This is a genomic window from Mycetocola tolaasinivorans, assembly GCF_003667565.1.
GTDB lineage: Bacteria > Actinomycetota > Actinomycetes > Actinomycetales > Microbacteriaceae > Mycetocola > Mycetocola tolaasinivorans.
Genome location: NZ_RCUX01000003.1, coordinates 91,558 through 117,680, shown reverse-complemented (window position 1 = coordinate 117,680; position 26,123 = coordinate 91,558). Strand labels below are relative to the sequence as shown.

The 26,123-nt window shown below is 66.5% G+C and carries 20 protein-coding genes and 1 riboswitch; of the genes, 9 read left to right on the top strand and 11 right to left on the bottom strand.

The features are described from left to right. Position 1 precedes the first annotated feature (1 nt). The 8 genes from D9V32_RS04235 to D9V32_RS04200 form a co-directional block, all read right to left on the bottom strand. Positions 2–2,608: a ComEC/Rec2 family competence protein gene (locus D9V32_RS04235; protein WP_121647664.1), complete on the bottom strand. Its 2,607-nt coding sequence runs from the start codon at positions 2,606–2,608 to the stop codon at positions 2–4. Next, a complete protein-coding gene (locus D9V32_RS16435; RefSeq protein ID WP_121647663.1) occupies positions 2,605–3,441 on the bottom strand; it encodes a ComEA family DNA-binding protein in 837 nt (278 codons plus the stop codon). Before D9V32_RS16435 ends, D9V32_RS04235 begins: the two co-directional genes overlap by 4 nt. A 143-nt stretch (positions 3,442–3,584) precedes the next feature. Continuing rightward, complete coding sequence (gene leuS, locus D9V32_RS04225) at positions 3,585–6,095, bottom strand: leucine--tRNA ligase (RefSeq protein ID WP_121647662.1); 2,511 nt, start codon at positions 6,093–6,095, stop codon at positions 3,585–3,587. 171 nt (positions 6,096–6,266) lie between these two features. Next, a complete protein-coding gene (locus D9V32_RS04220; protein WP_121647661.1) occupies positions 6,267–7,706 on the bottom strand; it encodes an anthranilate synthase component I family protein in 1,440 nt (479 codons plus the stop codon). Positions 7,707–7,749: 43 nt separating this feature from the next. Continuing rightward, the gene (gene cydC, locus D9V32_RS04215) at positions 7,750–9,477 is read right to left on the bottom strand and encodes a thiol reductant ABC exporter subunit CydC (protein WP_121647660.1); all 1,728 of its coding nucleotides are present in this window, start codon (positions 9,475–9,477) and stop codon (positions 7,750–7,752) included. Next, positions 9,474–11,153, bottom strand: coding sequence for a thiol reductant ABC exporter subunit CydD (gene cydD / locus D9V32_RS04210; RefSeq protein ID WP_121647659.1), 1,680 nt, complete (start codon positions 11,151–11,153; stop codon positions 9,474–9,476). Before cydD ends, cydC begins: the two co-directional genes overlap by 4 nt. A gap of 13 nt (positions 11,154–11,166) precedes the next feature. Beyond that, a complete protein-coding gene (gene cydB / locus D9V32_RS04205) occupies positions 11,167–12,177 on the bottom strand; it encodes a cytochrome d ubiquinol oxidase subunit II (RefSeq protein WP_121647658.1) in 1,011 nt (336 codons plus the stop codon). 15 nt (positions 12,178–12,192) lie between these two features. Then, the gene (locus tag D9V32_RS04200; protein ID WP_121647657.1) at positions 12,193–13,602 is read right to left on the bottom strand and encodes a cytochrome ubiquinol oxidase subunit I; all 1,410 of its coding nucleotides are present in this window, start codon (positions 13,600–13,602) and stop codon (positions 12,193–12,195) included. A gap of 253 nt (positions 13,603–13,855) precedes the next feature. On the opposite strand from D9V32_RS04200, the gene D9V32_RS04195 reads away from it, so the two are divergent. The 3 genes from D9V32_RS04195 (at position 13,856) to D9V32_RS04185 (ending at position 16,744) form a co-directional block, all read left to right on the top strand. Beyond that, complete coding sequence (locus D9V32_RS04195) at positions 13,856–14,521, top strand: DedA family protein (RefSeq protein WP_121647656.1); 666 nt, start codon at positions 13,856–13,858, stop codon at positions 14,519–14,521. 60 nt (positions 14,522–14,581) lie between these two features. Then, entirely contained in the window at positions 14,582–15,613 is a 1,032-nt protein-coding gene (locus tag D9V32_RS04190) for an App1 family protein phosphatidate phosphatase (RefSeq protein WP_121647876.1), read from the top strand. 87 nt (positions 15,614–15,700) lie between these two features. Next, positions 15,701–16,744: an FUSC family protein gene (locus D9V32_RS04185; RefSeq protein ID WP_121647655.1), complete on the top strand. Its 1,044-nt coding sequence runs from the start codon at positions 15,701–15,703 to the stop codon at positions 16,742–16,744. Here D9V32_RS04185 and D9V32_RS16180 read toward each other — a convergent pair. Further along, a complete protein-coding gene (locus tag D9V32_RS16180) occupies positions 16,741–17,736 on the bottom strand; it encodes a helix-turn-helix domain-containing protein (RefSeq protein ID WP_183086172.1) in 996 nt (331 codons plus the stop codon). The two genes, D9V32_RS04185 and D9V32_RS16180, sit on opposite strands and share 4 nt — an antisense overlap. 588 nt (positions 17,737–18,324) lie before the next feature. Beyond that, on the bottom strand, positions 18,325–18,714 hold the full coding sequence (locus D9V32_RS04175) for a YchJ family protein (RefSeq protein WP_121647653.1): 390 nt from the start codon (positions 18,712–18,714) through the stop codon (positions 18,325–18,327). 75 nt (positions 18,715–18,789) lie between these two features. Between D9V32_RS04175 and D9V32_RS04170 the strand changes: the two genes are divergently transcribed. Together D9V32_RS04170 and pnuC are read left to right on the top strand one after the other, a co-directional pair. Beyond that, positions 18,790–19,509, top strand: coding sequence for an SOS response-associated peptidase (locus tag D9V32_RS04170; RefSeq protein ID WP_121647652.1), 720 nt, complete (start codon positions 18,790–18,792; stop codon positions 19,507–19,509). A gap of 74 nt (positions 19,510–19,583) precedes the next feature. Beyond that, positions 19,584–19,712: riboswitch (FMN riboswitch) on the top strand. Positions 19,713–19,782: 70 nt separating this feature from the next. Beyond that, positions 19,783–20,478 (top strand): nicotinamide riboside transporter PnuC, encoded by a 696-nt coding sequence (pnuC, locus tag D9V32_RS04165; protein ID WP_121647651.1) that lies wholly within the window; start codon positions 19,783–19,785, stop codon positions 20,476–20,478. 9 nt (positions 20,479–20,487) lie between these two features. Here the strand turns inward: pnuC and D9V32_RS04160 are convergent, their stop codons facing one another. Beyond that, on the bottom strand, positions 20,488–20,817 hold the full coding sequence (locus D9V32_RS04160) for a thioredoxin family protein (RefSeq protein ID WP_121647650.1): 330 nt from the start codon (positions 20,815–20,817) through the stop codon (positions 20,488–20,490). Between the two features lie 120 nt (positions 20,818–20,937). Here D9V32_RS04160 and D9V32_RS04155 point away from each other — a divergent pair, with 120 nt between their 5' ends. From D9V32_RS04155 to kdpB, 4 genes are all read left to right on the top strand, one after another. Next, entirely contained in the window at positions 20,938–21,921 is a 984-nt protein-coding gene (locus tag D9V32_RS04155) for a diaminopimelate dehydrogenase (RefSeq protein ID WP_121647649.1), read from the top strand. Positions 21,922–22,217: 296 nt separating this feature from the next. Continuing rightward, on the top strand, positions 22,218–22,307 hold the full coding sequence (gene kdpF, locus D9V32_RS04150) for a K(+)-transporting ATPase subunit F (protein WP_121647648.1): 90 nt from the start codon (positions 22,218–22,220) through the stop codon (positions 22,305–22,307). Continuing rightward, on the top strand, positions 22,307–23,968 hold the full coding sequence (gene kdpA, locus D9V32_RS04145; protein WP_121647647.1) for a potassium-transporting ATPase subunit KdpA: 1,662 nt from the start codon (positions 22,307–22,309) through the stop codon (positions 23,966–23,968). The genes kdpF and kdpA overlap by 1 nt, the downstream gene beginning before the upstream one ends. Next, positions 23,968–26,100, top strand: coding sequence for a potassium-transporting ATPase subunit KdpB (gene kdpB, locus D9V32_RS04140; protein WP_121647646.1), 2,133 nt, complete (start codon positions 23,968–23,970; stop codon positions 26,098–26,100). The genes kdpA and kdpB overlap by 1 nt, the downstream gene beginning before the upstream one ends. Positions 26,101–26,123 lie beyond the last annotated feature (23 nt).

Below are 26,123 nucleotides of genomic sequence, written 5' to 3'. Positions count from 1 at the left end.
GTCACTTTCCGCGTTCCATTCCGACGTACGAGAGCCGTGGCCCATCGGGGGTGTTCAGGATCAGTACCGTGCCGTCGATATCGGTGCGGCCCGTTCGTACGTTGCCGCGGGCAAGGACCTCGATGATCTCGCGTCGCGGGTGTCCGTAGCCGTTGCGGGCGCCCACCGAAATCAGCGCGAATCGCGGGCGAATGGCGCGGTAGAGCTCGGGATCCTGATCGGCGCTGCCGTGGTGGGCCACCTTGACGATGTCCGTTCCCGGGGCCAGACCCCACTCGGTGAGCACGGGGAGGAGCATCGATTGGGCGCCCGCTCCCAGGTCGGCGAGAAATACCGCGCTCATGCCCTCGCCGCGAAACCCCCACACCACGCCGGCATCGTTCGGGCTCATATCGAGGCCGGGCAGATCACCGGATGTGTGCCCGGCACCGTTCTGCTTCGCGGGTACCGCGCGCGGTGCCGGAGGCCAGAACACGTTCCAGCGCAGGGTGCCGAGGGTGCCGGAATCCCCCTCGCGGGCGACCGTCGTCCCGGCCCCGAGGGATCTCGCCGTCTCGACGTTTCCCGGTGTGCGCGGTGCCGCGATGAGGGCGGTGTCCACGCGTCCGGCAATCGCTGAGATGCCACCGGCGTGGTCGGCATCGAAGTGGGTGAGCACAAACAGGTCGATGCGGGACACCCCGAGGAGGGACAGGCAGCCCGCGAGGACCTCGGGATCCGGACCGGCATCGATCAGCGCGGTCCTCCCCGAAGAGCGCACCAGGATGGCATCTCCCTGTCCGACATCACAGGCGGCAATGGTCCAGCTCCGCGGTACTCCCGCACGGGCGAGGTGGCCGGGCAGGATCGCGATGGCCGTCACCAGGGCGAGCGTCATGGCCAGGGACACTCCCCAGCGCAGCCGCCGGGCTCGGTGGAGCAGCAGTCCCAGCAGCAGTGCCGTGACGAGCAGGAGACACAGCGCGCCAACCAGACCGGGAAGCCAGGGCAACTGAGTACCGGGCAGCGCCGAGAGGGTGCGCGCGACCGCGATGATCCACGCTGTCGGCAGCCAGGCGACCCAGGCGAATGCGATACCCGCCGGCAGCCAGAGTGCCTGGGCGAGACAGGCGAGCAGCCCGAGTACCGTGGCGATGGGGGCCGCCGGTGCCGCCAGAAAGTTTGCCGGTATCGCGGTCAGGGATATTTCCGGACGCAGCAGGATGAGAATGGGACCGCAGGCGAGCTGAGCGGCGAGCGGCAGCGCCAGCGCGAGTGACAGCCAGCCGGGGAGCCACCGCGAAAGGAGTGCTGTGAGGGGCGCGCTGAGGAGCAGGATCCCGGCGGTAGCCGCGACGGAGAGCGCGAATCCAAAGTCTCGGGCGAGACCCGGATCGATGAGGAGCAGGAGGGTGGCGGCCGTGCACAGCACGGGGAACCCTCGCCCAGGCCGGCCGCCAATCAGGAAGATGAGCACGATGGTGGCCATGACGGCGGCGCGCAGGACGCTCGGATCCGGACCGACGAGCAGCACAAAGCCGCCGAGTGCACCCAGTCCGATGGCGATGCGCAGGCGCCGTCCGGCACCGAGCAGCGCCGCGAGCCAGGAGGCTCCGGCGATTACGACCGCACAGTTTGCCCCGGACACCGCGACCAGGTGGGTGAGCCCGGTATCGCGCATCGCCTGGTCGAGGTCTTCCGGTAGCTCCGAGGTTTCTCCGATGGCGAGGCCAGGCAGGAGCGTCCCGGAGCTGCCGGGCAGCGGTGCCGCGGCACGCACGAGCCCGATACGCAGCCCGTCGAGGCCGTCCGTCAGGAGTGCGAGGGGCGTGCGTTCGCCGGCCTCCGGTAGCACGCGCTGTGAGCGGGCGGATACCCAGGCGATCTCGCGGGTGCCCGGATCCGTGGGGCGCACCGTCGCGTCGATCTCCAGCGCGGTACCGGGCCGGACGGAAGCAAGGTCTGCGGCGATCAGGAGAACCGGGACGTCACTCGGTTCGCCTCGGACGGTCTCGGTGCGCGCCGCCACGAGCCAGCGAGGTTCCCCGGAGAATCCCGGGGCGAGCGTGCGAGGACGCCCGGATGTCCGTACGTTGAGGGCGAACGATGGAGCGCCCGCGGGTGCTGCCGCGTAGCCGTCCCGGGGCGGTAGCGTCTTGCGGCCATCTGGGAGCTCCGATAGAAGGGTGGTGAGCGCATCCGATGCGCTGTGTGCCGCCTCGGCCGCGATCGTGAGGCTACTCGCCGGGGCGACGAAGACCAGTGTCGCGACCACAGCCGTGCGGATGATGCGCCGCACGCTCGCGAGATCTTCTGCCTCGAGCTCCCGCCCCTCAGGAGCGCTCACCTCGCCCATGGCACGCGTTCGTCGCAGGCGGTTTCTGCCTCGCACCCATCCGATCGCCATCGCGAGGACCGCGACCGTGCAGATTCCGATCGCAACTAACTCGGCGGTACGGGCCGAGGCGAGCGGTAGCGCGAGGCAGATACCCCACACGGCGATCAGGGCGGGGAGAAGCCGTGTTGCCCCCGGGAGCCGCCCCGGGTCGAGGAGGCCCCAGAGATTCCGCTCGCCGATACTCGCTCGGCGCGCGAATCGGGCCGGTCGCGAAGTTTTGTGCCCACTCACAGACTCACTTTCTCGCGCAGTGAGGCCATCATTTTTGGACCAAACCCGGAAACTCGACCGAGATCGGCAACGCTTCGGAACGGCCCGTTCTCCGAACGCCACTCGATGATGCGTGCCGCCAGCGCGGGGCCTACCCGCGGAAGGGTTTCGAGCTGCACCGCGGTGGCGTTGTTCAGCGATACCTTTTGAGGTACCGCGCCGCCGGCCGCCGTATCGCCACCCCCCAACGCGCCAGCCGCACCAGAGTTTCCAGCCGCACCGGTGTTTTCGGAGGGACCAGCCACGGGCTCCCCCATCGCGGGTACGCGCAGCTGCTCGCCGTCAACGAGCTTGCGAGCGAGATTGACCGCGGCGATGTTCGCCTCAGGAAGGGGGCCACCCGCCACCCTGACGGCATCATCGAAACGCGCGTTAGTGGCCATCCGATAAAGCCCCGGAGCCGAGACCGCCCCAACCACGTGCACCATGAGCGCATCTTCGGGCTCGGCCCCGCTCGGTACCACCGAAGACGGCGCTGTCGATGTCTCCGACCCTGGCCCCTCTCGCAGTAACTCTGACTCCGCTTCCAGAACCGGCGCACCCACCTCGGGGTCTCCTGCCGCGGCCGTAGCGGAGTCGAGTGAGCGAAGAACGAATACCCCGCTGGCCAGTGCCACGACGAGCGCGATGGCGAGGAGAATGCGATGCGTATCTGAAAGGCGCCACCAGAGCTCTCGGAGGCGGAAGAGGAGAGCTCCGACGCGTGAGGGAGGTACGCCCTCGGCCGTTTTCAGATCGGTGCCGAAGCTCGTGGTGTCGGGCGGATTTTGGTGGGGATTGAAGGGAGCGGTCATGAGATCTACGCTAGGCGGGGCGAGGGCGGAGTGCTCGGATGGCGGGGAGATTGTGGAAAGGCACGAAGGCTCATTGGGTTGTGGAGCGTGCACAACGGGGCGGCCTCCCCGCAGGAAGACCGCCCCGTTGTGATGAGCGAGTACTACGCCTTGATCGCGATGTTCACGAGCTTGGGCTCGCGCACGATGACCTTGACGATCTGGCCCTCACCGATGGCGCGCTTGACGCCGTCGGAGGCGAGGGCGATGGCCTCGAGGTCGGCGGCGGAGATGTCCGGTGCGACGTCCACGCGGTCGCGCACCTTGCCGTTGACCTGGAAGACCGCGGTCACGGAGTCGGCCACGAGCAGGCTCGGGTCGGCATCCTTCCAGCGCACCAGTGCAACCGGGGCAGGGAAGCCCAGGTTGGACCACATGTCCTCGGCCGCGAACGGCGCGAAGATGTTCAGGGCGGTGGCCAGGACCTCGGCGGCCTCGCGTACGGCGGGGTCGCCGGCACCGGGGCCCGAGTCGATCGCGCGACGGGTCACGTTGGTGAGCTCCATCAGGCGGGCGACAACCACGTTGAACTTATACGACTCGATCAGCGCGGGGGCGTCGGCCAGGAAACGGTGGGTTTCGCGGCGCAGCGCACGGTCACCGTCATCGGCAATGCTGCCGGACGGGGTGGTGACGTCCTTCGAGATGCGCCAGGCGCGGGCGAGGAACTTGGCGGCACCGGCCGGGGAGACATCCGCCCAGTCGATGTCGTCCTCGGGCGGGCTGGCGAAGGCCATGGTCACGCGCAGGGCGTCGGCACCGTAGGCGTCCAGCTCGCCGGCGAACTCCACCAGGTTGCCCTTGGACTTGCTCATCTTGGAGCCGTCCATGAGCACCATGCCCTGGTTCAGCAGCGCGGTGAAGGGCTCCACGAAGTCAACGTAGCCGAGGTCGTGCAGCACCTTGGTGATGAAGCGCGCGTAGAGCAGGTGCAGGATCGCGTGCTCCACACCACCCACGTAGTGATCAACCGGTGCCCACTTCTTCGCCTCGTTGACGTCGAAGGCCACCTCATCCGAGTTGGCGGACAGGAAGCGCAGGAAGTACCAGGAGGAGTCCACGAAGGTGTCCATGGTGTCCGAGTCGCGCTTGGCAGGCTTGCCACAGGTCGGGCAGGGCACGTTTACCCAGTCTTCGGCGGCACCCAGCGGGCTCGCGCCCTTGGCCTGCAGGTCGAGGCCCTCGCTCTCCGGCAGCCGCACCGGCAGCTCGGAGGCGGGCACGGGAACCTCGCCGCAGTCACCACAGTGGATGATCGGGATCGGGGTGCCCCAGTAGCGCTGACGCGAGATTAGCCAGTCGCGCAGGCGGTAGTTCTTGGACGCGTGACCGAGTCCGCGCTCCTCCAGGTCGGCGATGATCGCGGGGATCGACTCGGCCTTGGTCAGGCCGTCGAACTTCCCCGAGTTGATCATCTTGCCGGCGCCGGGCAGCGCGATGCCGCTCTCGGCCGGGTCGACCACGGCATCCGCGCCGTCAACCGGCTCGGTCTCGACCACGATGCGCACGGGCAGGTCGAAGGCCTTCGCGAAGTCGAGGTCACGCTGGTCGTGCGCGGGCACGGCCATGATCGCGCCGTGACCGTAGTCGGCCAGCACGTAGTCGGAGATCCAGATCGGCAGTTTCTCGCCGTTAACCGGGTTGATCGCGTAGCGGCCGGAGAACAGACCGGTCTTCTCGCGGTCGGTGGCCTGGCGCTCGATGTCGTTGGCCTTCTTGACCTCTTCCAGGTAGTCCTGGAACTTCATTCGGGTCTCGGCGTCGGCCTCGGCCACCAGCTCGGCGGCGAGGTCGGCATCCGCCGCGACCACCATGAAGGTGGCACCGAACAGGGTGTCCGGACGCGTGGTGTACACGGTGATCGGCTCGGCACGACCCTCGATCTCGAAGGTAACGTCGGCACCGTTCGAGCGGCCCACCCAGTTGCGCTGCATGCTCAGCACCTTGGACTGCCAGCCCTCCTCCAGGAGGCTCAGGTCATCAACCAGGCGGTCCGCGTAGTCGGTGATCTTGAAGTACCACTGGTTCAGCTTCTTCTTGGTGACCAGTGCGCCACAGCGCTCACAGCGGCCGTCCACAACCTGCTCATTGGCGAGCACGGTCTGGTCGTTGGGGCACCAGTTGACCGGGCTGTCCTTGCGGTAGGCCAGGCCCTTGTTGAACATCTCGAGGAACAGCCACTGGTTCCAGCGGTAGTACTCGGGGTCGCTCGTGTGAATCTCGCGGCTCCAGTCGAAGGAAGTCGCGTAGCGGCGGAAGGAGGTCTTCTGCTGCTCAATGTTCTGGTAGGTCCACTCGCGCGGGTCGATACCGCGCTTGATGGCAGCGTTCTCCGCGGGCAGGCCGAAGGAGTCCCAGCCGATGGGGTGCAGCACCGAGAACCCCTGACCGCGCCAGTAGCGCGCGAGCACGTCGCCCAGCGCGAAGGCCTCGGCGTGCCCCATGTGAAGGTCTCCCGAGGGGTACGGGAACATGTCCAGCACGTACTTGCGCGGTGCATCAGCGGGAACGTCGGCCGTGTTAAACGGCGCAAGCTTGTCCCAGATCCCCAGCCAGCGGTCCTGGATGGCGGAGAAGTCGTACTTCTCGTCGATGTTGGGCTCGTTGGTGCTCACAAAACTCTCATTCTCAAGCGATTTCGGGCGGCCCGGGGCGATGCTCGGTAGCCACTCACGTGAAGGACACACGGCTCTCGGCAGAGAACACGTATCCGTCTAGGTTACCGCGTCTTGGGGTCTCTCGGGTGCCGCGCACCGGGCTCGGCGCGAACCGAGCGGGCACCTGCGCTACGCGGGCTCGGCAACGCCCAGCACGCGCAGCAGCGCCCGGGCCTTCAACAGCGATTCGGCATACTCCCGCTCCGGGTCCGACAGGATGGTGATCCCGCCCCCGGCACCCACTCGGGCAGCGCCCGGCTCCACCAAAATGCTGCGGATAATCATCGACAGTTCGAGGGGGCCGCGCGCGTCCCGATAACCAAACGCCCCCGCGTAGGCACCGCGCGGGCCGCGCTCCAGCGCGGCAAGGTGCAGCATCGCGCGGTGCTTCGGTGCGCCGGTCATCGAGCCCGCGGGGAAGGCGACGCGCAGGAGGTCACCGACCTCCACCTCCGGGCGCAGCACTGACCGCACGGTGGACACCAGCTGGTGCACCTGGGCGTAGGTTTCCACGACGTGCAGTTCGGAGACCGTGACCGAGCCGAGTTCGCTCACCCGGCCCAGGTCGTTGCGCATGAGGTCCACGATCATCAGGTTCTCGGCGCGCTCCTTCTCATCCGCGACCACCTCGGCGGCCAGCAGGGCGTCACGCTCGGGGTCGGCATCACGGCGGCGCGTACCCTTCACCGGACGGGTGGTGACGACCCGTGCATCGTCCACCGAGAGAAAGGTCTCCGGGCTCGAGGACACCAGCGCTGAGTCGCCGAATCGAAGGTAGCCACCGCGATCGGTGGGGCTCAGCGCGCGCAGGCGAAGATAGAGCGCCAGCGAGTCGAACTCCCCGGTGACCGTGACCTCGTTGGTCAGGCACACCTGGTACGCCTCGCCCGCGGCGATGAGGGTGCGGCAGCGTTCCACCAGGGTGCGATACTCGGCTGCGCTGTGCCGCCAGTGGGCGGTGCTCGACTCGGCGGTGGGCAACTCAGCGGCAGGCAACTCAGCGGCAGGCTCCTCGCCGAGCCCGGCGAGGAGCGGGTTCCCCACGGAGCGCTCAACCGGGCTGGCCCAGCGCGGATCCTCCGCCAGGTCTTCGCGCTCAATCAGCGTGACGGTGCGCGCCGCGTGATCAAATGCGAGCAGGCGATCGGCCAGCATCCAGCCGGCATCCGGCAGCGCGGCGGGCCGGGAATCGGCCGCGGGTGCCCCCACCAGCTCTGCACCATACTCGTATCCGAGGAATCCGATCCATCCGCCACCAAATCCGGGCACGTCCGCGGCCGTTACGGCCGCGCCCTCGAGCACGGATTCCAGCACCGCGTGAAGGTCGGGCAGGCTGGCGTCGGGCGTCAGGGTCTGTGCCACCGCATCGCCGGCGTGCACCAGCACGGAGTTCGTGGGGCGATGCGCCGTCGCGACCGTACTCGCGATTCCGAGGTAGGTAGGGCCGCTGGTCGCGCCGGCACCGGCGTCCAGCCAGAATCCGAACCGCTCCTCGGCGAGGAGGCCCTCGGCCACGCGTGCGGGGTCGCGCCACTCCGGCAGCACGCGGGCTCGATAACGCAGGTTCACCCTCGTAGTTTAGCGAGCCCGGCCGGGGCCGCCGAACCCGGCACTAGCGTGCCGAAACCAGCGCACCCGCCTCGATCCGGAGTCGGCGGTCGAACAGGTCACCGGCCACATCGGCGTGGGAGATCAGGATTACCGTGCGTCCGTGGGCGCGTGCCGCGTTGACGAGGTCGGCGATCAGCGCGGTCGCGAGGTCTCCCTCCACGCTCGCCGTGGGCTCATCCAGCACGATGACGGGGAACTCGTGCAGCAGGGCTCGCGCAAGGGCGAGGCGCTGGGCCTGACCGCCGGAGACGAGCGCACCGCGCTCCCCCACCCGGGCCGAGAGGCCTCCGCGCTCGCGCATCCAGTCGCCGAGGCCCACCTGATCGAGGATCACCTCGAGATCCCTATCGGTGGCGGTGTCGTGGGCAAACAGGAGGTTCTGGCGGATGTCCTCGTCAAAGAGGTAGGGCACCTGCTCACACAGCCCGATCTCGTTACGAACGGTATCGGGGTGCAGATCGCTGAGCTCAACCCCCTGCAGCCGAATCGAACCGCTGTAGTCGATGAAGCGCACCAGGGCGTGGGCCAGGGTGGTCTTTCCCGCACCGCTCGGCCCCTCGATCAGCAGGCTCTCGCCCGCGCCGATGCTGAGGGCATCGATGCGGAGCGCGGGTTCGGTGGCACCGGGGTGGCGGATGGCCACGTTCGAGAGCGTCAGCAGGTCGGCATCGGCCACCGGCACCAGCTCGGTCAGCCCCACCTCGGCGGGCACATCGGCCACACGCTCGGCGTCGGTGGCGTTCGCGATGCGCTCGGCGCTCGAGCGCACCTGACGCCAGGCACCGAGGGCCAGCGGAACGTTCGCGACCACCTCAAAGACGGCGAGGGGCACGAGTGCGAGAACCGCGAGGCCCGGGCCCGAAAGTCCACCCTCCTGCAGCACCGGAATAGCGCTGATCATCGCGATCGCAATCGCGACACCGGTGAAGAGTGCGATGGCGGCCGCGGCGATACCCGTGCCGCTGGCGCGCTTGACCAGGGAGTTCGTGAGGGCCCGATCCGCGGCATCGACCCGGGCGCGTGCCGCTGGTTCAGCCCCGTAGGCCACGAGCACGTCGAGCGCGCCGAGGTAATCCACCAGGGCATCGAGCAGCGTGGCGCGCTGCGGGGCGAGCGAGCGCTCGGCCCGGGCGGCAACCACGCTGATCGCCCAGGCACTCAGCGCGAAGGTCAGGATGAGCGCGAGGGCGAGGCCGAGCGCGGCCCCCGGCGAGAGGAACGCGACACCCACGACGGCGACGATCGAGACGCCCAGCGCGGTCAGCAGTGGCTGAATGACACGGAGACCGAGGTTCTGCATCTCGTCCACATCGGAGACCAGCGTGGAGAGCAGGCTTCCTCGACGCGAGCGGGCGAGCCCGGCCGGGGCGATCGGGAGCAGGCGTTCAAGCAGCCCGACCCGGACGGTTTCGAGCTGCCGGAAGGCCGCCTCATGGCTGAACAGGCGATCGAGGTAGCGGAAGAATGCGCGGCCCAGGGCGAATGCGCGGACGCCCACGATCGCCATGTTGAGGTACATGATCGGCGGCATCTCGGATGCCCGGGTGATGAGGTACGCGCTGCACGCCATCAGCGCCACGGTGGAGAGGGCCGATCCGATTGCGGCCAGGAGCCCACCGGTCGCGTATTTTCCGCGCGGGCGGGCGGCCCGCAGCACGTCGCGGGTGGTCACCGCGGTGCGCGTGGGCGACGTCGTCGCGGTGGCTGCGGGGTTCAGGGTGTCGCTCATGCGTCGACCTCGATCGTCTCGGCGGCGGACACGGATACGGGTGTCAGGGAGATGCGGGCGTCGGCCCCGGAGAGGAAGGCCTGACGGTGGCTCAACACCAGGACGCTCACACCCGTCGCGGCCAGGGCGCGCAGGTTCTGGACGAGTACGTCCTCGGTGGCGTGGTCCAGGGCCGAGCTCGGCTCATCCAGGATGAGCACCGCGCAGTTTCGGCGGCGCTGCCGGTACAGGGCTCGGGCGATGCCCACCCGCTGTGCCTGGCCGCCGGAGAGACCGGCACCGGCCACACCCAGGTCGCGGGCGGGGTCGAGATCGGTCGCGGCGGCGGTTTCGAGGGCCCAGGCCAGGGTCTCCGGATCGGGAACGTCATCGCCCAGGGTCACGTTTTCGGCGATGGTGCCGGCGGTGAGGCCCGGGCGCTGCGGCGACCAGGCGAGCCAGTCGCGCTCCCCCGCGGGTACGCCACGGAGAGAAGCGCCGTCCCGGGTGATCTCACCGACGTAGTCGGTGAATCCCAGCAGTGCACCCACGAGGCTCGACTTGCCCACGCCGCTCGGGCCCGAAAGCACGGTCAGGGTGCCGGGAGCAACGGTCGCGGTCAACGGTGCGTGCGCGAGCGGGGCGTCCGCCTCGTGCTGGGCGCGCACCTCGACGAAGGCGATGCCCGGCGTCGCGGAGTCGGCGGATGCCAAGACCGCGCGAGCGGCACCCTCCGGCAGCACGGCAGCCGCATCGAGGATCTCGAAGGCGTCCTCGGAGGCTGTCACACCCTCGGCTGCGGCGTGGAAGTTGGTGCCGACGTTGCGCAGCGGGAGGAATACCTCCGGAGCCAGCAGCAGTACAAAGAGTCCCACGGAGAGGACCATATTGCCCTCGACCAGGCGCAGACCGATCCCGACCGCAACGATCGCAACGGCGAGGCTCGACGCCAGTTCCAGCACAAAGCCGGAGAGGAAGGTCACGCGCAGCACCTTCATGGTGGCGCGACGGTAGTCGGCGGTAATGGTGCGCATGCGGTCGGCCTGGCGGTGCTGGCGACCAAAAATCTTGAGGGTGGCGAGGCCACCGAGAAGGTCAACAAAGCCGCGCGAAAGCTTCCCCAGGGTGTCCCACTGGTTGCGCTGGATCGACTGGGTGGCCCAGCCCACCAGCGCCATGAAGAACGGAATGAGCGGCAGGGTGACCACCACGACGATGCCCGACACCCAGTCCTGCCACCAGATGACCACCACGAGGATCGGGGTGACCAGGGCGGTCAGGATCAGCTGCGGGAGGTACTTGGCGAAGTAGTCGTCCAGGGCGTCCATGCCGCGCCCGGACAGCGTGGCCACGCTGATAGACCCGCGACGGGCCAGCCAGCTCGGACCAAGCTTCCGCGTGGCGTCGAGGATCTTTCCGCGCAGCTCGGCCTTAACCCGGCCGGCCGCGCGCATCGAGAGCGTCTCGCTCGCCCACACGGTGAGCGCGCGAACCGCAGCGACCCCCACCAGCGCGCCGAGCCACGGGCCGAGGACAGAGAGCGAGTCTCCATCCAGGGCCCCGGTCACGATCCGGGTGAGAACGGCGGCAAAGCCGATCACACACGCGGTCGTGACCAATCCAATCAGTGTCTGAGCCGCGAGGAAGACGCGGATTGAACGGGCATAGCGCAGCAGGCGGGGGTCAAGCGGACGCATCGTGAATTGGACCCTAGTGGGCCGCGGCCTCGATCGTCGCGTGGGTAATCCGCTTGCGGAAGACCCAGTAGGTCCAGCCCTGGTAGAGCAGGATCAGGGGCAGGGCGATCACGGCAACCCAGGTCATGAACTCGAGCGTGTAGGCCGAGGAGGACGCGTTCTCGATCGTCAGGCTGTTGGTGGCCGGGTCGATGGTCGAGGGCATCACGTTCGGGAACAGCGTCACGAACAGGGTCAGCACGGCGGCGGCGACGGTCACGGCGACGGCGGCGAAGCTCAGTCCCTCCTTGCGGAGGTAGTTGAGGGCAACGGCACCGATCAGCGCTACCGCGGCGATGGCCGAGCAGACGATCGTGGCGAGTTTGAACTCGGACATGATGATCGTCCAGACCAGGAAGCTGGCCGCGACAACGATGGTGATGATGCCCACCTTCACCGCGAGCTTCTGGGCCCGAGCGTGCAGCTCACCGTCGGTCTTCAGCAGGATGAAGTACAGCCCGCTGAGGAAGAACAGCAGCAGCGTGGTGATACCGCCGAGCAGCGCGTAGGGGTTCAGGAGGTTCCAGAACCCACCCACGTAGTCGAACTTCTCGTTCAGCGGGACACCGCGAACGACGTTTGCGAATGCGACACCCCAGAGCAGGGCCGGGACAACCGATCCGACAAAGATCATGGTGTCGAACGCGCGCTTCCAGCTCTCGTGCTTGCGCTGGTGGCGGTACTCGAACGAGACACCGCGCAGAATCAGCGCAATCAGGATGAGGAAGAGCGGCAGGTAGAACCCGGCGAACAGTGTGGCGTACCACTCGGGGAACGCCGCGAACAGACACGCACCGGCCACGATGACCCAGGTCTCGTTGAGATCCCATACCGGGCCGATGGTGTTGATCAGAACGCGACGCTCAGAGTCTTTCTTCCCGAGGAAGGGCAGCGAGATGCCGACACCGAAGTCGAATCCGTCGAGGATGAAGTAGCCGATGAACAGGGCACCGACGATCCAGAACCAGAGAACTGCAAGATCCATAATGGTTTCCCTTACCTAGTAGACCGTCGCGGTGGGCACCGGGGTGTCCGAGCCGTCATCTGCGGTTTCCACCGGTGCGGGACCGGCGACGGCTGCCTTCTTGATGAGGCCGAACTCCACCACGGCGAGAGCACCGTAGACGATCGTGAATCCGATCAGGGAGATCAATACCTGCACACCGGTGAGCTCGGGCGATACGGCGTCCTCGGTCTTGAGCAGACCAAACACGATCCACGGCTGGCGACCCATTTCGGTGAAGACCCATCCGACGGACATCGCGAGCAGCGAGGCCGGGAAGGACCAGATGGCGACACGCCAGACCCAGCGCTTGGGGCTGCGACCCTTGCGGGTGACGAACAGACCGACGGCGGCGACGAGCATGTGGTACAGGCCCAGACCGATCATCCAACGGAACGCCCAGTAGGTGATCCAGATGGTCGGCGAGTAGGTGCCCGGACCGAACTTGGTCGAGTAGGCGGCCTGGAGCTCGCGGATACCCTCAACCGTTCCATCGAACGAGTGGGTGGACAGCAGCGAGAGCAGGTACGGCACGCGGATGGAGAACAGCTCGTGCTGGCCGTCCGGCGTTCCGAAGGTGAAGATCGAGAACGAGGCGTCAGCACCGGTGGCGGTGTTGTAGAGCGCCTCGGCGGCGGCCATTTTCATCGGCTGGGTCGCGACCATGGCGAGCGAGAGCTGGTCACCGAAGAACATCGTGGCCGCACCGGCACCGAGCATGGTCCAGAGACCAAACTTGAGGGCCGGACGCATGGTGTCGAGGTGCTGGTTACGCGACAGGTGGTAGGCGGCAACCGCGACGATCAGACCGGCACTCACCATGAAACACGCGGCGATGGTGTGCGGGAATGCGGCGAGGGCCACCGGGTTGGTGAGCAGGTCACCAATGCTGGTGAGCTCGGCGCGCCCCTTTTCGGCGTTGATCTGGTAGCCAACCGGGTTCTGCATGAACGCGTTGGCGGCGATGATGAAGTAGGCAGACAGGGCGGTCGCGAAGGCGACGCACCAGATCGAGGCGAGGTGGAGCTTCGGCGAGAGCTTATTCCAGCCGAAGATCCAGACGCCGATGAACGTGGCCTCGAAGAAGAACGCGAGCAGACCCTCCAGCGCCAGCGGGGCACCGAAGACGTCACCCACGAAGCGGGAGTAGGTGGACCAGTTCATACCGAACTGGAACTCCTGCACGATACCGGTGACCACGCCCATGGCGAAGTTGATCATGAAGATCTTGCCGAAGAACTGGGTGAGCTGCAGGTAGTGCACCTTGCCGGTCCGGTACCAGGCGGTCTGGAAGATGGCAACGGTGGTTGCCAGACCGATGGTCAAGGGGACAAACAGGAAGTGATACACGGTGGTGAGACCGAACTGCCACCTGGACAGTATCAGCGGATCGAGAATTTCGTTCATGTCACAAACGCTCCTGGTTTACGCAAGACGACTACGTGGACTAAGCGACCGTCAGCTCCGTGCAGGGAGGTAATTCCTGTGGTGAGACCTGTCTTGTTGACCCTCACACTAGCATGTTTTGACCCTGTGGTCTGACCACACGTTTCGCATATTAACCGACACGGTGTCGCAATCCCCGAAATGGGTGCCACCGCTCCCCCTCATTGGGTGACGGATTCATCTACAGCGGGGGTAACTGCCGTAGATTAGGGGAGTGAACGATTTCCTCGGCGGACTTCTCGACCTCGTCCAAAGCGTTGACCCGGTACTGCGCACGCTTCTCGCGGGCATCGGGATGATGCTCGAAACCAGCGTGCTGGTGGGACTCATTGTGCCCGGGGACACCATAGTCATTGTCGCCTCCACGGCTGTGAGTGGGCCGGTAGAATTCGTGTCCATGGTCCTCGCGATCATCGTTGGCGCTCTCCTTGGCGAGTCCATCGGCTTCTGGCTCGGGCGCACGTTCGGCCCGCGCATTCGGCGCAGCTGGATCGGCCGCCGCATCGGCGAAGACAATTGGCGGCGCGCCGAAAACTACCTCGATCGCCGCGGTGGCATCGCCGTTTTCCTCTCGCGTTTCCTCCCTGTCCTCCACTCCCTCATTCCCCTGACCGTGGGAATGAGCCGGATGACCTACCGTCGCTTCCTCGCCTGGACCATCCCGGCCTGCGTAATCTGGGCGCTCGCCTACGTGGGTGTGGCCTCCGCCGCCGCCGGAACGTATCGGCAGCTCGCCGATCAACTGCACGGTGCCGGATACATTTTTGTGGGCATCATCGCCGTGTTCCTGCTGGCCGTCTACTTGATCAAAAAGTTCATCGGGCGACGCGAGGCTGCGCATATTGACGGCACCGACGCACCGGAGGACGACAAAGCATGACAGAATTGGTCCGTGCCCACGCCTGACCATGACGACACCGCACGTCACTCCCCCTCCGCGATGGTCTCGGCTACCATTCATCGCGCCGCCAGAATTGACGACGCCATTCTGGCCTGGCGCGAACGCCGCGGGCGTAAGCGTGGCTGGCGCGGAACGGTGGTTCCCTACACCGGTTATGGTTCGACCACCTGGGTGCGCGTCCTCTGCCGTGTGCTGCTGAGCCGCGGCACCGAGCACCCGCAGACCCTCGAGCAGAACTCCTCGCGCCGCATTCGCGGCTGGCGCTCGTTCATCACCGTTCCGGTGGTGGATGCCGAGGTCATCGTGACGGTAGCCGGCGTTGAGCACCGCCTGAGCGCCGATCGCGGCGGTCTGATTGACGCGGTGATCCCCGCCGAGCTTGCTCCCGGCTGGCAGCGCATCACCCTGGCCACCGAGGGTTCCGCCCCGGTTCCCGCCGACGTTTTTATCGTGGATCCCGCCGCACGCTTTGGCGTGATCTGCGATGTGGACGATACGGTCATGGTCACGGCGCTGCCGCGTCCGCTCGTGGCCGCGTGGAACACCTTTGTCTTGGATGAGCACGCGCGGGTCCCCGTTCCGGGTATGGCCGTGTTCCTGGATCGCATGGTGCACGCGCGGCCGGGCTCCCCCATCATCTACCTCTCCACGGGTGCGTGGAACGTTGCGCCAACGCTGAATCGCTTCATGTCGCGCAACCTCTATCCGGCCGGAGCGCTGCTCCTAACCGACTGGGGCCCCACCGTGGACCGCTGGTTCCGCAGCGGACGCGACCACAAGGTGCAGAATCTTGATCGTCTGGCGAGCGAGTTCCCGAACATTCGGTGGCTGCTCGTGGGCGACGACGGCCAGCATGACGAGGACCTCTATCGCGACTTCTCTCAGGCTCACCCCGGGCAGGTACGGGCGATTGCGATTCGCCGAATGTCTACCGGCGAGGCCGTGCTTGCGGGTGGCCGTAGTCGGCACGACGATGCCGAAGATACCGAGAGCGACGGCGTGCTGCGCCTGTCGGCTCCGGATGGCGCGGGCCTGCTCGCGCTGCTGAAGAACGCGCACCTGCCGGACTAGTCCCCGGCCGCGCATCAGGAGCGGGGTGACGCGACCTTCGCGACACGCCCCGGTAGCACGCAGGTGGCATCGGCTACTCTAAACAGCATGCGGCTGACCTCTTTGATTCGTACGAGTGCGCGCATCCCCCTGCTCCAGGCGCTCAAGACGTCGATTGCAACGGTGGTCGCCTGGTATGTAGCCTCGGCAGTATTGCCCTCACAGATGCCGGTGTTTGCGGCGGTGGGTGCGCTGCTCGTGGTGCAGCCGAGCCTGCACCAGTCGGCCGGTAAGGCGATCGAGCGCAGCATCGGCGTTGTTGGCGGGGTGCTGATCGCGACCGGGGTGAACCTGGTTTTTGGTCTGCAGAGCTGGGCGATCCTGCTGGCCATTGTGCTCTCGATCATGGTGGCCTGGGCGTTCCGGCTCTCCCCGGGCTCGTCGAATCAGATCCCGATTAGCGCAATGCTGGTGCTTTCGATCGGGGCGGCGACGCCGGACTATGCGTGGCATCGAATCCTGGAAACCCTCATCGGTGTCGCGATTGGTTTTCTGATCAACGCGGCGATCGTTCCACCGGTGATTCTGGCACCGGCACAGCGTGAGGCCGCCCAGCTGGCCGAGGCCGTGGCGGCGCAGCTGGACGAGTTGGCGGCGGCCCTGCCGGCAAAGCAGACGCGCGCGCAGCTCGATTCGCTGATGATTTCGGCGCGGCTGCTTCGTCCGATGCGAGACAAGGCACTCGCGGCGATTCGGTTGGGTGAGGAGTCGCTAACGCTGAATCCACGGCGGAGCAATCATCGGGATCGCCTGATGGAAACGAAGGCTCTGATTCAGACCCTGAGCGCGCTCACAAACCGCGTGGTGGGTATGAGCCGCGCGTTCCACGATCACTATGACGATGACCTTGGTGACGAACCCACGGTGCGCGCGATCGCCCAGGAACTCTCGCGCGCGGCGCACGATCTGCGCCTCCTCGCCGATGCTCGCATCATTGACGGCCGCGACCCCGACCTCTCGGTTCCGGTGGAGGAGCCACTCCTCACCGCGCCGATTACGGTGCACAAGCCAAACCCGCTGCACTGGATCCTGATCGGCTCCCTCATGGAAGACCTTCGCCGCGTCCGCGAGGAGATCACGGGCGACGCCTAGTGATCCGCTATCGAATCCGGCCTCGCGTCGAGCCACGTGTGCGGGTGATGCGCGGCGAGCAGGGCCGGTAGCTCGGCGTGGTCCGGGTGCAGGGGCGCATCCCACGGAATACAGCCGAGTTTCTGCCCCCAGGCCGATTCTTCCGCGAGTTCGCTGAATGCCCGGTCCAGGTGTGCCCATCGGTGGTCTCCGCGCAGCTGGCCCGCGCCATCGGTGCGATTGATCCCCTCGGGCAGCGCATCAAATAGTTCTGGTGTGTTTCGGGGAATTGTTGGCGCACGGAGCACGGTCGCCCCGAAAATCGGCTCGTCGATATACGGCCCGGTGCACCCAAACGGGAGGCCTCCGCGCTGGATTCTGACCGAGAGGTGTCGGCAGCGTTCCCTCACCGCTGCCGCGTATGCCCGATTCTCGCCGATGGTAATCATCACGCGGATATCGAACTCGGAAAACGGCGGAATGGTGTGTAGCGGGCTCGCGTTCGGGATTCGGATCCACTGGTCGAGGTCGTGGTGCGTCCAGTCGTCCATAACGCTCGCAACCGCGGCCGCCTGCCGTGGCGAGAAGTATGGGGATTGCACCCACGGGATCGAAAACATCTCCTGCCCGAGGGGATCCGATTGGGAATCCAGGTGCACCCCGTCGCCCCGCCCCAAAACCCGCTCACACGCGTGCCGAGTGCGCGCACTCACACTGCCCGGATCGCCCTCAAAGCGTCGCCAGGTCGCCACACTCACCGACGCTCGCCGCGCAGCCTCGGACTGCGACAGCCCGAGTTCCACGCGCGCTTCCCGCACATCCCCCATCTGCGTGATCGTATCCGCCCGACGACGCATCCCCCGCCACACCGAGGCTTCAGGGACATCCCGGACAGCCGACTCCCGCTCCGTTTCCGGTTCCCGTTTTGGTTCCTGTTCCCGTTTCGGTTCCGGTTTCGGTTCCCGGTCCCGGTCATGTTCCCGGTCCAGGTCCCGGTCGAGGAATGGAACCAACAGGATTCTCCCGAGAATCCCCCCCTCAGAAAACCTTGCCCAAAATGACTACTCAATGAGCACTCATGACCATCCCCGCGAGACCTGCTGACGGAAAACCCGACCAGGTCTCCACTGACTTAGCTCTTTGAGCACTTTTTGATACCTCAAATTCAGCTTGTAAATCGACGCCCCCCGTTCTGAACGTCATGCCTCCGCTCACCGATACGAGGGAACGAGACAAACACAAAACCGGACCAAACTGGGTCTTTTGAGGCGGCCCCAACTTCAGGCGGCCCTATCTTGAGGAGCACCTGTCTTGACACACCGTTGACGATTCAAACCGGCTCTGCCGTCGCGTCATGCCACCGTCACGGTAAGCCACCGTCACGGTTTGCCGCCGACCAGGATTACCCGGCGAAACTCCGCATCTTGAGCAGTCATTGAGTAGTCAAAAAGACCATCAAAGATCGACCCCACCCTCTGACAGTCCCCATCCGTTCACCGGATACGGCGGGTACCACGTACGCGGCCACCCGGATTGATAGCGGGCAACACAACCGGCATGCGCACGAGGCTCACACCAGGGCCGGGCGTGCGGGGCGCGGGTTAGGGGTGGGTGGGGTCGGCGTCGCGGTAGTACCAGCGGCCATTTTCTCGGGTGAAGTGGCTGCGTTCGTGCTGGGTGCCCTTGCCATCGGCGGAGCGGTAGTAGGCGGTGAACTCCACGGTGCCGACACGATCGAGGGGGCCGCCGGCACTGGTGCCCTCAATGTCGAGGCGATACCAGCGAAGGTCGGGATCAAGCTCGAGCGAGCCTGGACGGGTGTGCGGGTGCCAGGTGTGCAGCAGGTAGTCCACATCGCCCACGGCAAACGCCGAAAAGCGCGAACGCATCAGGGCTTCGGCCGTGGCCGCGGGGGTTCCGGCATGGGCACGACCGCAGCACTCACCATAGGCGAGGCCACTCAGGCAGGGGCAACGGTGTGTGGGGTCCATGAGTCCAGTCTCCCACGCCACCCGCAGCCGGGGCTAAAATCACAGGCAACGGGCACCAACAGACTGGAGATCATCATGTGCGGAAGATTCGCGATGGACGGTGAGATCAACGACATGATTGTTGAGTTCGTCGAGGAAACGGGGCGTGCACCCGCCGACTGGCGTCCGTCGTGGCAGCCATCCTGGAACATCGCCCCCACACAGGACATCCCGGTCCTGCTCGAAGCCACCCGGCCCGAGCTGAACCGCGAACTCCGCTTCGAAAACGCATCCTGGTCGCTCGTTCCCCGCTGGTCAGAAACGCTGCGCCCTAAATTCCCCACATTCAACGCCCGGATCGAAACCGCCGCCGAAAAACCCACGTTCAAAAACGCCGTCAAACACCACCGAGCCGTGGTGTTTGCCACCGGATACTTCGAGTGGCACACCGAGAACGGCGTCAAGGTGCCCTACTTCATCCGGCCCGCCTCGGGAGAGATCACCGCGTTCGCCGGGCTCTACTCCTGGTGGCCGGACCCCGCCCTTCCGGAGAACGACCCCGCCCGCTGGCACCTCACCGCCACCATCCTGACCCAGCCCACCGCCCCGGGTCTCGCCGAAATCCACGACCGCAACCCCGTCTTCCTCCCCCGCGATCTGTGGCTCCCCTGGATCGACAGCACCGTCGCCGGCGACGCCGCCCTGCTCGGCACCGTCGCCGAAGCCGGCGCGCGCTGGGCCGAAGACTTCCGCATCGATCGGGTCGGCCCGGTACGCGGAAACGGCCCCGAACTCATCGCGCCCACCGCCGCCTAGCAGAGGCCGAGCCCGCGTCAGATTTCACTCCGAGTCACCCGGGAACAATTCGGCAAACACCCGCGTTAGACTGAACGAGTGCTCCGGGGTCGGTGTAATTCCGAACCGGCGGTGATAGTCCGCGAACCCCACGGGAAACCGTGGGGCCGAATCGGTGAAATTCCGATACCGACAGTGAGAGTCTGGATGAGAGAAGCACGCTTTGGTGATTGTTGACGTTTAACATCCCTTGGTATTTCCCCCGCAGTTTCGCACGCGGAAGGAGAAAAACCATTGAACATCATCACCTGGCTCTTTGACGCCCAGCTCCACATCGGATCCCAAACGATCCTCTGGCGCGAAATCGTCGGCAACGTCTTCGGCCTGATCTGCGCGATCGGCGGCATGCGCCGAAAGTCCTGGGCCTGGCCCGTCGGCATCATCGGCAACCTGCTTCTGCTCACCGTGTTCCTCGGCGCGGTATTCCACACGCCGAACCCCACGAACCTGCTCGGTCAGGCCGGCCGACAGATCATGTTCCTGATCGTTGCCGTTTACGGATGGATTCGCTGGCACCAGAACCGCGGCGGTCAGGCCACCGCGATCTCCCCGCGCTGGGCGACCGGAAAGCAGCGCATCTTTCTCGTTGTCGCGCTTATTGGCGGTACGGCCATCCTGACCCCGGTCTTCCGGGCACTCGGATCATTCGAGCCCGTCTGGGCCGACGCCTGGATCTTCATGGGCTCACTCCTCGCCACCTACGGCATGGCGCGCGGATGGGTTGAGTTCTGGCTGATCTGGGTCGCGGTGGATGCCGTCGGCGTGCCGCTACTGGTCAGCGCCGGATACTACGCCTCGGCCTTCATGTACCTGTTCTACGGCGCATTCACGCTGATCGGGTTCTTCGTCTGGTGGCGCATCAACCGCGTCGAAACAGCCGCCCGCGCGCTCCTCGACACCGACTCGGCCATGCCCGTCCTGCGCGGCTAACGAGCGCGGCTAGCAGGCGCCGGAATTCCGCACCTCGATGAGAGCCCCGTCGATATCGGCGGCGGTCAGCACATCGGCGCGCGAATATACCAGGTGTCCGGAACGGTAGATCAGCGTGGTCGGGATCGAGCGCACACCCAGTTTCTGGGCGAGCTCGGGCTCGGCCACGGTGTCTACCGAGCCGTAAAAGACATCGGGGTGCGCCGCCGAGGATGCCCGAAACACATCGGCAAAGGCCAGACACGGGCCGCACCAGGCCGCCCACAGGTCAAGAATGACCAGGCGGTTGGATTCGAGGACGGATTCGAAGGTGTCAGTGGTCACCGGAGTTACGGACATACCCCCATGCTAAACCCGCCCGGGGTGCACGAGCGTTCATCCCGGCCACGCCGAAACCGCCGCTGCGCTAGTGTGGGGTTTCGTTTATCTGGCAGCGCCACGGCGCAGTAAGGGAGCAGCATGACACAGCGCATTCGAGTCGGCATCGTCGGATACGGCAACCTCGGCCGCGGCGTCGAGGCCTCACTGGCGCTGAACCCGGACCTCGAACTCGTGGGTGTCTTCACCCGGCGCGATCCCGCGACCCTCACGCCCGCGCGCCCCGAAACCCGCGTCTTCGGTATTGACGCCCTGGACGGCCTCGAGGACCAGATCGACGTCCTCATCCTCTGCGGCGGATCCAAGGACGACCTCCCGATCCACGGCCCCGAGCTCGCCGCCCGCTTCAGCACCGTCGACAGCTTCGACACCCACGCCCGCGTCCCCGAGTACTTCGAGGCGATGAACGCCGCGGCCTCCGGCGAGCGCGTCGCCATCATCTCGGTGGGCTGGGATCCGGGCCTGTTCTCGATCAACCGCCTGTACGGTGAGGCGATCCTGCCCGAGGGCGACACCCACACGTTCTGGGGTCGCGGGCTCAGCCAGGGACACTCGGACGCCATCCGACGCGTACCGGGAGTGGCCGCGGGCGTGCAGTACACGATTCCCTCCGAGGACGCCATTGCCCGCGTGCGCTCCGGCGAGCGCCCCGCGCTCTCCACGCGGGACAAGCACGCGCGTGAGTGCTTCATCGTCCTGGAGGAGGGCGCAAACGAGGACGAGATTCGCGAGACCATCGTGAGCATGCCGCACTACTTCGACGAGTACAACACCACCGTGAACGTGATTACCGCCGAGGAGTTCGCGCGGGAGCACAGCGCGATGCCGCACGGCGGGTTTGTGATCCGCAGCGGGGAGTCCTCCCCCGGGACGGCTCAGGTGATCGAGTACCAGCTCACGCTCGCTTCGAATCCGGAGTTCACCGCGAGCGTGCTCGTGGCGTATGCCCGGGCGGCAGCGCGCCTCGGTGCCCGCGGGCAGTTCGGCGCACACTCGGTGCTGGATATCGCGCCGGCGCTGCTGTCTCCGGAGACTCCCGAGGCGCTGCGCGCACGGCTGCTCTAGAACGCGTTCGAACACGTATTCGAACACCCGTTCGACAGACCGCCTCCGTCACCGACGGGGGCGGTTTTTTGTGCGCGTTAAGAGCGCGTTAAGAAAGCGCAGTGGGGCGTCAGGACGGCGTTAAGACGCTCCATACACGGGGGTAACCCGCGGTTACCTAGAGAAGCACCCCCGCCCGAACGGTTCGGGAACGGGGTTCCGTCTCGGGAGATACTCGTGTTAGACATCCTCTTTATCGGCCTCACCCTCGCGTTCTGCGCGCTGTGTGCCTGGGCCGCCCGCGGAATCGAGAAGCTATGAGCCTCGACTCCATTACCGGACTCGTTCTGATTGTCCTCGCCCTCGGCTATCTGACCGTTGCTCTGCTGCACCCGGAGCGTTTCTGATGGCCGCCCTTATCCCGGGGATCCTGCAGATCCTGCTCGTGTTTGCCGCCCTGGCGATCAGCTATCGCCCGCTGGGCGACTATATGGCGCGGGTGTTCACCACGACCTCGCACTGGCGGGCCGAACGCGCGATCTATCGCCTCGGCGGAATCAACCCCGATGCCGAGCAGGGTTGGCGCTCCTACCTGCGCTCGCTGCTGTGGTTTACGCTGGTTTCGCTCCTGCTCCTGTACCTGATCGTGCGCACCCAGGCGTTCCTGCCCTTCTCGGGTGGGCACACCGGGCTGACGCCGGATCAGGCGTGGAACACCGCGGTCTCGTTTGTGACCAACACCAACTGGCAGTCCTACAGCGGTGAGGCCGCGGTCGGCGTGACCGTGCAGGCCGTGGGCCTCGCGGTACAGAACTTCCTCTCGGCCGCGGTGGGTCTTGCGGTGGCGGTGGCCCTGTTCCGTGGCCTCGCCCGCACGGGTACGGCTCAGCTGGGCAACTTCTGGACGGACCTCGTGCGCGGAAGCGTGCGGATCCTCCTGCCGCTGTCCACGGTCTTCGCGATCGTACTGCTGGCCGGTGGCGTGATCCAGAACCTCGCCGATCCGGTCACCGTCCACACCCTGGGCGGCGCGGTTCAGCACATCCCCGGTGGCACGGTGGCGTCTCAGGAGGCCATCAAGAATCTGGGGACCAACGGTGGCGGCTACTTCAACGCGAATGCCGCACACCCGTTCGAGAACCCGAGCGCCTGGACCAACCTGCTGCAGGTGTACCTGATGCTCCTGATCCCGGTGGCCCTGACCCGCACCTTCGGCGTGATGATCGGCAGCAAGAAGCACGGCTACGCGATCCTCTCGGCCATGGGCATCCTCTACATCGGTTCCCTCGTCGGTGTCGTCGCCTCCGAGCTGGTCAACGCCAGTGGAGCCCTGCACGCCGCGGGTGCCGCCCTGGAGGGAAAAGAGCTGCGCTTCGGCGTGATCGGCTCCGACCTCTTCGCGGTGAGCACCACGATGACCTCCACCGGCGCGACCGATGCCGCCCACTCGAGCTTCACCCCGCTGGGTGGCGGCCTCCTCGTCCTGAACATGGTTCTGGGTGAGATCTCCCCCGGCGGTGTCGGCTCGGGCATGTACGGCATGCTGATGATCGCGATCCTCTCGGTCTTTATTGCCGGCCTCATGGTGGGACGCACCCCCGAATACCTCGGAAAGAAGATCGGCCCGAGCCAGATGAAGCTCGCCTCGCTCGCCATCCTGGTGATGCCGGCCACCGTCCTGATCGGGACCGCGATCGCGTTCTCGCTGCCCAGCGTCCGCGCCTCACTCAGCACCACCGGGCCACACGGCCTGACCGAGCTGCTGTATGCGTTTGTCTCGGCCGCCAATAACAACGGTTCGGCGTTCGCCGGGCTCAGCGCCAATACACCGGTGCTGAACGTCATGCTCGGCCTCGTGATGCTGATCGGCAGGTTCCTCCCGATCATCCTGGTGCTCGCCCTCGCCAGCTCGTTTGCCGAGCAGCGCCGCGTGCCGGATACCGCCGGAACCCTGCCCACCCACCGTCCACTCTTCATCGGCGTCATGGCCGGTGTGGCACTCCTGGTGTCCGCACTGACCTTTCTGCCGGCCCTCGCGCTCGGCCCGATCGCAGAGGCGCTCGGATAATGACCACCCCCACCACAGAAACAACCTCGGATCCTCTAGGGAGCACCGTGTCCACGTCCACCACTACCTCAGCCAAACCGTCCGCGGCGGCCACCGCCCGCACCTCCGGCGGTGCGTTCAGCCTCCGCCAGATGGTGTCCTCCATCCCCGCCGCCCTGCGCAAGCTCGACCCGCGCATCATGATCAAAACCCCGGTCATGTTCCTGGTCGAGGTGGGTGCCGCCTTCACCACCGTGATGGCGATCATCAGCCCGAGCCTGTTCGCCTGGGGCATCGCCATCTGGCTCTGGCTCACCGTGGTCTTCGCCAACCTCGCCGAGGCCGTGGCCGAGGGGCGCGGCCGGGCCCAGGCCGACACCCTGCGCGCCGCCCGCACCACCACAACCGCCGCGCGTCTCGACGCCGGCGGCCACATCGAGATCGTGCCCGCAACCGCGCTGCGCCGCGATGACCGGGTGCGCGTTCGGGCCGGAGAGGTCATCCCCGGCGATGGCGACGTCATCGAGGGTGCCGCCACCGTGGATGAGTCCGCGGTGACCGGTGAATCCGCCCCGGTGATCCGTGAGTCCGGCGGTGACCGCTGTGCCGTGACCGGCGGCACCCGGGTGCTCTCGGACACCATCATCGTGCAGATCACCAGCGAACCCGGCGAGACCTTCCTCGACCGCATGATCGCGCTCGTGGAGGGCGCCACCCGGCAGAAGACCCCCAACGAGATCGCGCTGAACATCCTGCTGGCCGTGCTGACCATCATCTTCCTGCTGGTGATTCTGAACCTGCAGCCGCTGGCGATCTTCTCCGGCGCCCGGCAGTCGCTCATCGTCCTGACCGCGCTGCTGGTCTGTCTGATCCCCACCACGATCGGCGCGCTGCTCTCTGCGATCGGTATCGCCGGGATGGACCGCCTGGTTCAGCGCGGCGTGCTGGCCCGCTCGGGCCGCGCCGTTGAGGCCGCCGGGGACGTCAGCACCCTGCTGCTGGACAAGACCGGCACGATCACCGAGGGTGACCGCAAGACCACCGGCCTGCTGCCCGTGACCGGCGTGAGCGCCGATGACCTGGCCCGCGCCGCCCGGCTCTCCTCCCTCGCCGACGAAACCCCCGAGGGCCGCTCGGTGGTGACCTTTGCCGAGGAGCGGTTCCCCGAGCAGAGCGCCATCGCCGCCCCCGACGAGGCCGAGTTTGTGCCCTTCCAGGCGAAGACCCGGATGAGCGCGATTGTGCTGCCCGACGGTGAAAAGATCGTCAAGGGTGCCACCAACGAGGTCCTCGCCTGGGTGGAGTCCCATGGGGGTACCGTACCCGCCGATGCCCGCACCATCGCCGATGAGGTCTCCGCCGGGGGCGGTACCGCCCTGGTGGTCGCGACCCACACCCCCGAGAACCCGGCGCGGGTGCTCGGCGTGATCCGGCTCTCGGATATCGTCAAGGCAGGCATGCCCGAGCGCTTCGCCCGGCTGCGGGCCATGGGTATCCGCACCGTCATGATCACCGGCGATAACCGCCTCACCGCCCAGGCCATCGCGGCCGAGGCGGGCGTGGACGACTTCCTCGCCGAGGCCACCCCGGAGGACAAGCTCGCCCTGATCCGTCGCGAACAGGAGGGCGGCCACCTCGTCGCCATGACCGGTGACGGCACCAACGATGCTCCGGCCCTCGCCCAGGCCGACGTGGGTGTCGCGATGAACACCGGCACCTCCGCCGCCAAGGAGGCGGGCAACATGGTCGACCTCGACTCGGACCCCACCAAGCTGATCGAGATCGTTGAGATCGGTAAGCAGCTGCTCATCACCCGTGGCGCGCTCACCACTTTCTCGATCGCGAACGACGTGGCGAAGTACTTCGCGGTGATCCCCGCCATGTTCGTTGCCGCGTTCCCCGGGCTTGCGGCGCTCAACATCATGGGCCTGCACTCCCCTGAATCGGCCATCCTCTCCGCGGTGATCTTCAACGCCCTGGTCATCATCGTGCTCATCCCGCTGGCCCTGCGCGGCGTGCGCTATCGCCCCCAGGCGGCAGCGAAACTGCTCGGCCACAACCTGCTCGTGTTTGGTGTGGGCGGGCTGATCATCCCCTTCCTCGGGATCAAGGTCATCGACCTCATCCTGACCCTCATCCCCGGCCTCAACTAAAAACGATCCGATCTAAGGCTCAC

Coding starts and splice junctions, on each gene's coding strand:
- D9V32_RS16435 (WP_121647663.1), bottom strand. CDS start 3,441: ATGACCGCTCCCTTCAATCCCCACCAAAATCCGCCCGACACCACGAGC.
- cydC (WP_121647660.1), bottom strand. CDS start 9,477: ATGAGCGACACCCTGAACCCCGCAGCCACCGCGACGACGTCGCCCACG.
- cydD (WP_121647659.1), bottom strand. CDS start 11,153: ATGCGTCCGCTTGACCCCCGCCTGCTGCGCTATGCCCGTTCAATCCGC.
- cydB (WP_121647658.1), bottom strand. CDS start 12,177: ATGGATCTTGCAGTTCTCTGGTTCTGGATCGTCGGTGCCCTGTTCATC.
- D9V32_RS04200 (WP_121647657.1), bottom strand. CDS start 13,602: ATGAACGAAATTCTCGATCCGCTGATACTGTCCAGGTGGCAGTTCGGT.
- D9V32_RS04190 (WP_121647876.1), top strand. CDS start 14,582: ATGGTCTCGGCTACCATTCATCGCGCCGCCAGAATTGACGACGCCATT.
- D9V32_RS04185 (WP_121647655.1), top strand. CDS start 15,701: ATGCGGCTGACCTCTTTGATTCGTACGAGTGCGCGCATCCCCCTGCTC.
- D9V32_RS04175 (WP_121647653.1), bottom strand. CDS start 18,714: ATGGACCCCACACACCGTTGCCCCTGCCTGAGTGGCCTCGCCTATGGT.
- D9V32_RS04170 (WP_121647652.1), top strand. CDS start 18,790: ATGTGCGGAAGATTCGCGATGGACGGTGAGATCAACGACATGATTGTT.
- D9V32_RS04160 (WP_121647650.1), bottom strand. CDS start 20,817: ATGTCCGTAACTCCGGTGACCACTGACACCTTCGAATCCGTCCTCGAA.
- D9V32_RS04155 (WP_121647649.1), top strand. CDS start 20,938: ATGACACAGCGCATTCGAGTCGGCATCGTCGGATACGGCAACCTCGGC.
- kdpF (WP_121647648.1), top strand. CDS start 22,218: ATGAGCCTCGACTCCATTACCGGACTCGTTCTGATTGTCCTCGCCCTC.
- kdpA (WP_121647647.1), top strand. CDS start 22,307: ATGGCCGCCCTTATCCCGGGGATCCTGCAGATCCTGCTCGTGTTTGCC.
- kdpB (WP_121647646.1), top strand. CDS start 23,968: ATGACCACCCCCACCACAGAAACAACCTCGGATCCTCTAGGGAGCACC.